Origin of the sequence: Cyanobium sp. N5-Cardenillas (genome assembly GCF_024345515.1) — a bacterium.
Lineage (GTDB): Bacteria > Cyanobacteriota > Cyanobacteriia > PCC-6307 > Cyanobiaceae > Cyanobium.
The window spans coordinates 1-7,278 of the sequence record NZ_JAGQBG010000162.1 but is presented as its reverse complement, the minus strand read 5'-3'; the positions used below and the strand labels follow the sequence as shown (position 1 = coordinate 7,278).

General features: G+C 71.1%; 11 protein-coding genes. 6 read left to right on the top strand and 5 right to left on the bottom strand.

Features of this window, described 5'->3' with window-relative positions:
* Positions 1–145: 145 nt before the first annotated feature.
* The 3 genes from KBZ04_RS12455 to KBZ04_RS14300 are packed head-to-tail and all read right to left on the bottom strand — an operon-like array spanning position 146 to position 1,651.
* Positions 146–544 (bottom strand): type II toxin-antitoxin system VapC family toxin, encoded by a 399-nt coding sequence (locus tag KBZ04_RS12455; protein ID WP_254992233.1) that lies wholly within the window; start codon positions 542–544, stop codon positions 146–148.
* Complete coding sequence (locus tag KBZ04_RS12450) at positions 544–780, bottom strand: AbrB/MazE/SpoVT family DNA-binding domain-containing protein (RefSeq protein WP_254992232.1); 237 nt, start codon at positions 778–780, stop codon at positions 544–546. Before KBZ04_RS12450 ends, KBZ04_RS12455 begins: the two co-directional genes overlap by 1 nt.
* A 46-nt stretch (positions 781–826) precedes the next feature.
* On the bottom strand, positions 827–1,651 hold the full coding sequence (locus KBZ04_RS14300) for a GGDEF domain-containing protein (RefSeq protein WP_254992231.1): 825 nt from the start codon (positions 1,649–1,651) through the stop codon (positions 827–829).
* 172 nt (positions 1,652–1,823) lie between these two features.
* Between KBZ04_RS14300 and KBZ04_RS12440 the strand changes: the two genes are divergently transcribed.
* Both KBZ04_RS12440 and KBZ04_RS12435 read left to right on the top strand, forming a co-directional pair.
* Complete coding sequence (locus KBZ04_RS12440) at positions 1,824–2,243, top strand: NUDIX hydrolase (protein ID WP_254992230.1); 420 nt, start codon at positions 1,824–1,826, stop codon at positions 2,241–2,243.
* A gap of 221 nt (positions 2,244–2,464) precedes the next feature.
* On the top strand, positions 2,465–3,484 hold the full coding sequence (locus tag KBZ04_RS12435) for a restriction endonuclease (protein ID WP_254992229.1): 1,020 nt from the start codon (positions 2,465–2,467) through the stop codon (positions 3,482–3,484).
* Here KBZ04_RS12435 and KBZ04_RS12430 read toward each other — a convergent pair.
* Positions 3,481–3,894: a hypothetical protein gene (locus KBZ04_RS12430; RefSeq protein WP_254992228.1), complete on the bottom strand. Its 414-nt coding sequence runs from the start codon at positions 3,892–3,894 to the stop codon at positions 3,481–3,483. The genes KBZ04_RS12435 and KBZ04_RS12430 overlap by 4 nt on opposite strands.
* A gap of 107 nt (positions 3,895–4,001) precedes the next feature.
* Here KBZ04_RS12430 and KBZ04_RS12425 point away from each other — a divergent pair, with 107 nt between their 5' ends.
* Genes KBZ04_RS12425 through KBZ04_RS12410 form a run of 4 tightly spaced genes read left to right on the top strand, consistent with a single transcriptional unit; the run spans position 4,002 to position 6,228 of the window.
* Entirely contained in the window at positions 4,002–4,841 is an 840-nt protein-coding gene (locus KBZ04_RS12425; RefSeq protein WP_254992227.1) for an MOSC domain-containing protein, read from the top strand.
* Positions 4,842–4,889: 48 nt separating this feature from the next.
* Positions 4,890–5,174, top strand: coding sequence for a MoaD/ThiS family protein (locus KBZ04_RS12420; protein WP_254992226.1), 285 nt, complete (start codon positions 4,890–4,892; stop codon positions 5,172–5,174).
* A 3-nt stretch (positions 5,175–5,177) separates the two neighbouring features.
* Entirely contained in the window at positions 5,178–5,639 is a 462-nt protein-coding gene (locus KBZ04_RS12415; protein WP_254992225.1) for a molybdopterin synthase catalytic subunit, read from the top strand.
* A 19-nt stretch (positions 5,640–5,658) separates the two neighbouring features.
* Positions 5,659–6,228, top strand: a complete 570-nt coding sequence (locus KBZ04_RS12410; RefSeq protein WP_254992224.1) for a pyridoxamine 5'-phosphate oxidase family protein — start codon at positions 5,659–5,661, stop codon at positions 6,226–6,228.
* Position 6,229: 1 nt separating this feature from the next.
* On the opposite strand, the gene KBZ04_RS12405 is transcribed toward KBZ04_RS12410, so the two are convergent.
* Positions 6,230–7,278, bottom strand: a 1,049-nt coding sequence (locus tag KBZ04_RS12405) for a molybdopterin molybdotransferase MoeA (RefSeq protein ID WP_254992223.1), incomplete at its 5' end; no start/stop codon positions are given.

The following is a 7,278-nucleotide window of genomic DNA, read 5'->3' as shown; positions in this document are numbered from 1 at the left end:
CACGGCTCCCTGTGCGACAGCCAGGCGGTGGAGGTGCGGCGCGCGGCTGGCTGCAGCGAAGAAGAGCTGGTGGCCGCGGACGCCTGGTGGCCGGTGGTGGGGGGGATCGGCTGAGGGGCCCACAGCCCCGTCGTGGTCACGACGCTCAGGGACTGATCAGATTCAGCCCCGGGAACGCCTGCCGGTAGCGGCGCTGATCCCTGGTGAGCAGCGGCATGCGCGCCACCAGGGCATGGGCGCCGATCAGGAAATCCGGCAGGAGCGTGCGCCGCTCTCCGCCGCGGCTGCGGTACTCCGCATGGGCCCGGGCGGCCAGGAAAGCCGCCTCCCGTGGCAGGGCCCGGTAGTCGAAAAGATGGGGAGGCAGCAGCTCATCCACCGACTCGATCGTCTCGCAGGCAAAGGCAATCTCGCCATAGACGATGGCGTTGATCGCCACCGGTCCGCGGTCCAACCAGTAATGGAGCTGATGGGCACTCCAGCCACTCCAGCGGGGATCGTCCGTGGCGACATCCAGGATCACGTTGGAGTCGACCAGCACCATCAGCCGGCGTCTCCGCGGGTGAGTGCGAGCAATTCATCGGTGCTGAGGCGGGTGCGCAGCCGCGCCCGGCGCAGCCGCTGGATCGCCTCGGCCCCGGGCTCCTGCTGCCCAGGGGCCTTCTCCAGCAGCACGCGCCCCTCCTCGACATGGAAGACCACCTCGGTGTGGGGCAGAAGCCCGCACTGGCGCCGGATGTCCAGAGGGATCGTCACCTGGCCCTTGGACGTGATCCGCATGGACGTGCCCGCGCGCAGAAGCTGGTAAGAATCTTACTGGTCCCCCTCAACCAGCCAGCACCACCCGGTTACGCCCGGCGGCCTTGGCGGCGTAGAGGGCGCCGTCGGCGCTGCGCAGGCCGCTCTCCAACGCGGCCAGACCGAGGCCCTGAACCGGCGCCAGGCCGGCCGAAAGGGTGACGCTCCTCTCCGGCGCTCCGGGGTGGGGCACCATCGCCGCCGCGGCACGCAGCCGCTCGAGCAGGGGCCTGGCAGCCTCGGTATCCACGCCGAGCAGCAGCAGCGCGAACTCCTCACCGCCAACGCGGGCCAGCACGTCGCCTGGGCGCAGCGCGCCACGCATGGCCGTGGCCACCTCCCGCAGCACCACATCCCCTGCCGCGTGGCCCCAACCATCATTGATGGCCTTGAAGTGGTCGATATCGAGCATGGCGCCCACCACCGGCCGGCCGTCGCGCGCCACAGCAGCGAGCGCCGCACTGGCGGCCTCGGTGAATCCCGTGCGGTTGGGCAGGCCGGTGAGCGGGTCACGGCGGGCGGCTTGGGCCAACTCGGCCTCCAGTCGGTCGCGCTGGCGCAGCGTGGCCAGCACCGCCAGCACCTGGGCGGGGATGGAGAGATCGAGGATCACCCACACCCAGCTGCGCCAGCGCAGTGGTTCCCCTGGCCGACCCAGGGCCTCGCCAAGCCCGTCCTCGAGGGCGAACACCCCGAGGGCCAGCAGCACCGCCGCGCCAAACCGGGCCCGCCAGCGCCGTGGCCGCGGCTGGCCTGGCAGGCAGGCTCGCCGCAGGGCACCCCGGGCGGCCACCAGACAGAGGAGAGCCGTTGCGCCACGCAGCGCCAGGAAAACCAGATCGGCGGCGTTCACAGGGTCAGGATCTCGGCCAACCCAAGGGCCGGTGCTCGGAGGGTTCTTGGCACAACGCTAGGTAAGCAGTGGAAGAGCGCCATGGGCGGTGACGGCCTGGCCCTGCCACCGCGCCCATCCCCAGCCAGACTCCCCCCACCCAGGCCCTTCGCTCGATGGCGTCCATCCGCCCATGACCTTCGCGGTGGCGCTGGGGATGCTGGAGCGGGAGGGCCGCTGGCTGCTGCAGCTGCGGGACGACATCGAGGGCATTGTCCATCCGGGCTGCTGGGGCCTGTTCGGCGGCCACCTCGATCCGGGGGAGCGGCCGGAGCAGGCGGTGCTGCGGGAGCTGCAGGAGGAGATCGGCTGGGGGGCGCCGCCGCTGCCGCTCTGGTTCGAGCACCACGACGCCCAGCTCAGCGCCTACTACTTCCGTGGCCCGCTGACGGTGCCCCTGGAGGCGCTGCAGCTGAACGAAGGACAGGATATGGTGCTGGTCGGCCTCGAGGCTCTGCGGAGCGGCCAGATCTGGAGCCCCCGACGGCGGGAGTGGCGCGGATTGGCACCTTCCCTGGAGCGGGCCGTACGGCGACTTGGGCCAAAGAACTAAGAAATGGTGAGTGATGCCTTAAGCTCCGAGGTATCAGACGGCTCTCCTGCGTCTCATGGTTGATGAGGATGCACTTCCCGGCAAGATTCGCGACAATTGCCCGGAGCTCGCACTCAGAGGCTGTAGTTGCAGCTGGCCCTCCATGGCGCCACCAGGGCTGCCCTCCCGACCCCATTTCCTGCCATGAGCCGCGCCTTGAAGGGGCCCCCCGGGGTGCAGCAATGACCAACGTCTGGTGCGTGCGGGCGGGCGGCGGAATGTATGCGGACAATTTCCTCAGGGGCGGCTTCGTCGGCATCGGCTGGCGGGAGATCAGCGAGGATCTCGGACCCGTCAGGAACCGGGAGCAGCTCTACGCGGTGGTGCGGCGCTACTTCCCGGACATCCAGAGCGCCATCCTGCTCTCCAATTACGTCAACGAGATCCACCGCTTTCTGTTTGAGATTCAGGCCAGCGACCACGTCATCATTCCTTCGGCGGATACCGACCTTCTGATCCACGGCGTCGTGGACGAAGGCTCGCCCTATTACGACCCCAGCGGAGACGACGGCTGTCCCCTGCGCCATCGGCGTCCCGTCACCTGGGCGGCCGAACCGATCCGGCTGGACCTCTTCTCCACCCCGTTCCGGGATTCCATCCGCACCCTCCTCACCGTCCCGGCCCACACCCGGATGCGGTCGCTGCTGACCGTGTTCATGGTGGAGCACGAGGCCGAATTCATCCGGGCCATCAGCAACCCCAACGTGGTGGCCGCTGCCCCGCCGGCGACCCGGAAGGAGTCCCATCGCATCGTGCTGGAACAGCTGATGCAGCTGACCCCGCCCGAATTCGAGCGGCTCGTGGTTCATCTGCTCGATGCCCTCGGGTTCGAGGACTGGGAGCGGGCCGAACACCACGGGGCCCTGCGCGATGTCTTCGATGCCCGCGGCGACATCAACCTCTCCCTACCGGTACGCATCCGCATCCATGCCCGGTTTCAGCGCGGCAACCTCGGGGCGCGGATCGGTGCCGACGCCGTGCGGGAGCTGCGTCAGTTCATTCCCTTCGGCGGCCACGGCGTCTACATCACCACCGCCGACTTCCAGCCGGCGGCGGCGGCGGCGGCTGGAGAAGAGGGCTTCGCCAGGATCAGCCTCGTCAACGGCCAGCAGCTGGCCGACCTGATCGCCCGCCACTGGACCCACCTGCCCGAAGAGCTCCGGGATCGCCTCTCGCTCGAACAGGCGCTGGTGAGGAACTAGGGAAACGTGGGGCCGCTGCCCAGCAGCTCCACCTCCGGATCCTCCCGGAAGATGGCCAGCAGCTCGCCGTGCAGGGCCTGCGCCCAGGGCGCCGTGTCGATCCACCCGAACGTCTTCCAGTTCCAGATCCGCTCGGCGCTGGCCCCGTCGCTGCAGCAGAACTCCGCCCGATCCCCGTCGCTGGGGAGGCTGTAGACGCAGACCCCGAAGCGGAAGGGGGTGCCGGCCAGCTCCACCCACCAGCCCCAGTCTTCGCAGCAGACGAAGGGCACGTCCCGGCCCAGGCGCCGCAGCTTCTCCTGCAGGTAGAGGGCCAGGGCTTTGCCCACCAGCCCCTCGTTCACCATCTCCTCGGCTTCACCGGGCAGCAGCTGGAACCGGGACGACCTCAGGTGGATGAATTCCTTCATGGTCCCAGCCGGTGGATCCGAACGAACCCTGGGCGGACGGTAGGTCCTGCTACCGGAGCTGTCCCGCCCCGGCCCGCAGAGTGGGAAGGCAACAACGGGTCTCGGGCGTGCAGGAGCTGGTGGGGACGGTGCAGACGCTCTGGCGTTACCCGGTCAAATCGATGCTCGGGGACTCTCCCCAGCGGCTGGAGGTGGAGGCCCGCGGTATCCGGGGCGATCGGGCCTATGCCCTCTGGGACCACGCCAGCGGCCGGGTGGCCAGCGCCAAGAACCCTCGCCTCTGGAAGGATCTGCTCGGCTACCGCGCCCGTTTCCGAGAGGAACCCGGACCATCGACGCCCCTGCCTCCGGTGGTGATCGGCCCCCGCGAGGACGACGGCACCGCCGAGCTCTGCAGCGACGCCACCGATGTCGGCGCCTTCTTCAGTGCGCTGTTCGGGCGCCGGGTGAGCCTGCTCGACACCCCCCCGGAGGGCGCCAGCCTCGACCAGTACTGGCCGCCGGTGGAAGGCCGCGCCTTCCAGGACGAAACCAACGCCCTGGAACTGCCCGCGGGCACCTTCTTCGATGCCTGCCCCATCCACGCCATCACCACCGCCACCCTGGAGCGGCTGCGGCAGCTTGAACCCCAGCTGGATTTCGCCGTGGAACGGTTCCGCCCCAACCTGCTGATCCGCACACCCGAAGGGGCCGAAGGCTTCGTGGAGGAGGCCTGGGGCGGCTCCTGTCTGCAAATCGGCGAGCAGCTCGTGCTGCGGGTCGACGGCGGCTGCCCCCGCTGCGTCGTCACCACCCTGGCCCAGGGCCCCCTGGGGGAAGACCTGGAGATCCTGCGGGCCACCGCCCGCCACAACGGCGTGGTGGCCGGCATCCGCCTCAGCGTCGTGACCCCCGGCCCGGTGGCCGTGGGCGATCCGGTGCGGCTGCTGAGGCCAGACGGGGCCTGAGGCCCCCGTGGCCCAGAGTCAACACCTTGATCGTTGCACCGCCGTCCCGTGGTCGCCCCCTCTCCAGATCTCGCCACCGCGGTGCGGGTGCGGCTGTTCGCCGCCCTGCGGGAGCGGGCCGGCTGGGCTGAGCGTCTGGTCCCCCTCGCGGCCAGCCCCACCAGCGCCGCCGATCTCTGGCAGCGGCTGGCCCTCGACGATGGATCCGCCGCCGGCGCCGCTGGCCTGCCGCCGACCATCCGCGTCGCCATCAACCAGGCCTTCGCCAGCGCCGACACCCCCCTGCGCCCCGGCGACGAGGTGGCCTTCCTGCCCCCGATCACCGGAGGCTGAGCGATGCCGACCCCAAGCCCGGAACGCCCGATCGTGATCAAGCTCCTGGAGGCACCCTTCGAGCCGCTGGAGCTGCTGGCCGCCTGGCAGCGGAGCTTTGGCGCCGCGGGGACGGCCGCTGAAAGCCACTTCATCGGCCGTGTGCGCCCCACCACCGCCAGCGGCGCCCCCCTGGAGGCCCTGGAGCTCGAGCATTACCCCGGCATGAGCGAGACCCAGCTGCGGGCCATCGCCGGGGCCGGCGCGGCCCGCCATGGAGTCGGGGCGGTGCTGGTGGCGCACCGGGTGGGGCGGATCGCCCCGGGGGAGGCGATCGTGCTGGTGGCCGTGCAGGCGGATCGCCGCGGCCCGGCGCTGCGCTGCGTCCAGGAACTGCTGGAGAATCTCAAGCACCACGCCCCCTTCTGGAAACGGGAGTGGAGCGGCGGCCGCGGCACCTGGGTAGCCGGCAACACCCCTCTCTGAACCTCTCGCCCCCAGTCCCATGGGCCAGTCCTGCGGCGCCCTCAGCGCCGACCACATCGCCTTCATCGCCGTCCAGAAGCTGTTCTTCGTCGGCACCGCCACGGCGGACAGCACGGTGAACGTCTCCCCCAAGGGGAGGGATGCGCTGCGGGTGCTCGACGAGAGCCGTGTGATCTGGCTCAACCTCACCGGCAGCGGCAATGAAACCGCCGCGCACGTGCAGCAGTGCCCGCGCATGACCCTGATGTTCTGCGCCTTCGAGGGCCCGCCCCAGATCCTGCGGCTCTATGGCACCGCCCGCACCATCCAGTGCGGCGAAGACGGCTGGGACGCGCTCTACGGCCTGTTCGAGCCCCTGGCCGGCGCCCGACAGATCTTCGATCTGGCCATCGACAAAGTCCAGACCTCCTGCGGCATGGCGGTGCCGACGTACGCCTACGGCGGCGATCGCACCGCCCTCGACAGCTGGGCCCGCCGCAAGGGGGCCGAAGGTCTGGAGCGCTACTGGCAGCGCAAGAACCGCCGCAGCATCGACGGCCTCCCCGCCCCGATCCCCGCCCCCCGGACCATCGGCGACGGCGCGACCTGACTCACAGCACCGGCAGCCGCAGCAGCTGGGCCCAGAGTTCCTCGCCGGCCTCCAGGGCGCCCCTCTCGGCGGGGATCTCCAGCAGCAGGTCGGCCCCCTGCAGCGAGCCGATGCGGGAGGAGGCCTGGCTGCCCTCCACCAGTGCCAACAGGGCGCCATCGCCATCCACCTGCAACCGGGCCCGGGCCAGTTCGGGCCGGCCGGCGCCCCGTTTCAGCGGCGACGCCAGGCGCACCTTCAGCCGCGGCAGCAGCACCACCTCGCCCCCCTCCAGCTGTTGCAGGGCGGGCCAGAGCAGCTGCAGGGCCGTGATCGCCGCCGCCACCGGATTGCCGGGCAGGCCGAAGAAGGGCCGCGTCCCCAGCCGGCCGAAGGCGAAGGGCCGGCCCGGCTTGAGAAAGAGCTTCCAGAAGCCCACCTCCCCCAGCTCGGCCAGCAGGGGCCGGATCCAGTCGCTGTCACCGGCCGACACCCCACCGGTGCTGACCACCACGTCGCAGCCGCTAGCCAGCTCCAGCAGCGCCCGGCGCAGGGAAAACGGATCGTCGGCCACCACCCGCTGCTCGCTCACCCCGTAGCCCAGCCGCTCCAGCAGGGCCCGCAGCAGGGTGCCGTTGCTCTCCCAGATCTGGCCCGGGCCCCGCGCCGCACCGGCCGCCACCAGCTCATCACCGCTGATCAGCAGCCCCACCCGGGGCCGGGCGCTCACCAGCAGGGTCGCCACACCACAGCTGGCCAGCCGCCCCAGGGCGGCGGCCCCCAGGCGCTCCCCGGGCGGCAGCAGCACATCACCGGCGGCAGCCTCCTCCTCGGGGGCGCGGATCCAGGGGTTGGGCCCCACCGTCCCGGTGAGCACCAGGCTGTCGGCGCCAGGCGCCTCTCCAAGGGATTCGGGACGCACCAGCTCCTGGGGCAGCACCCGGCGCGCCCCCTCGGGCAGGGGCGCGCCGGTGAGGATCCGGATCGCTTCCCCCTCTGCCAGCACCGTGCCGTAGGGGGCCCCGGGGGCGGACCGTCCCACCAGGCGCCAGCGGCGCCCTGCGCCGGGGG

What these genes read in the sequence shown, in the direction of transcription:
- KBZ04_RS12440 (WP_254992230.1), top strand. Translation starts at nt 1,824, where the DNA reads ATGACCTTCGCGGTGGCGCTGGGGATGCTGGAGCGGGAGGGCCGCTGG.
- KBZ04_RS12430 (WP_254992228.1), bottom strand. Translation starts at nt 3,894, where the DNA reads ATGAAGGAATTCATCCACCTGAGGTCGTCCCGGTTCCAGCTGCTGCCC.
- KBZ04_RS12435 (WP_254992229.1), top strand. Translation starts at nt 2,465, where the DNA reads ATGACCAACGTCTGGTGCGTGCGGGCGGGCGGCGGAATGTATGCGGAC.
- KBZ04_RS12410 (WP_254992224.1), top strand. Translation starts at nt 5,659, where the DNA reads ATGGGCCAGTCCTGCGGCGCCCTCAGCGCCGACCACATCGCCTTCATC.
- KBZ04_RS12455 (WP_254992233.1), bottom strand. Translation starts at nt 544, where the DNA reads ATGGTGCTGGTCGACTCCAACGTGATCCTGGATGTCGCCACGGACGAT.
- KBZ04_RS12415 (WP_254992225.1), top strand. Translation starts at nt 5,178, where the DNA reads ATGCCGACCCCAAGCCCGGAACGCCCGATCGTGATCAAGCTCCTGGAG.
- KBZ04_RS12450 (WP_254992232.1), bottom strand. Translation starts at nt 780, where the DNA reads ATGCGGATCACGTCCAAGGGCCAGGTGACGATCCCTCTGGACATCCGG.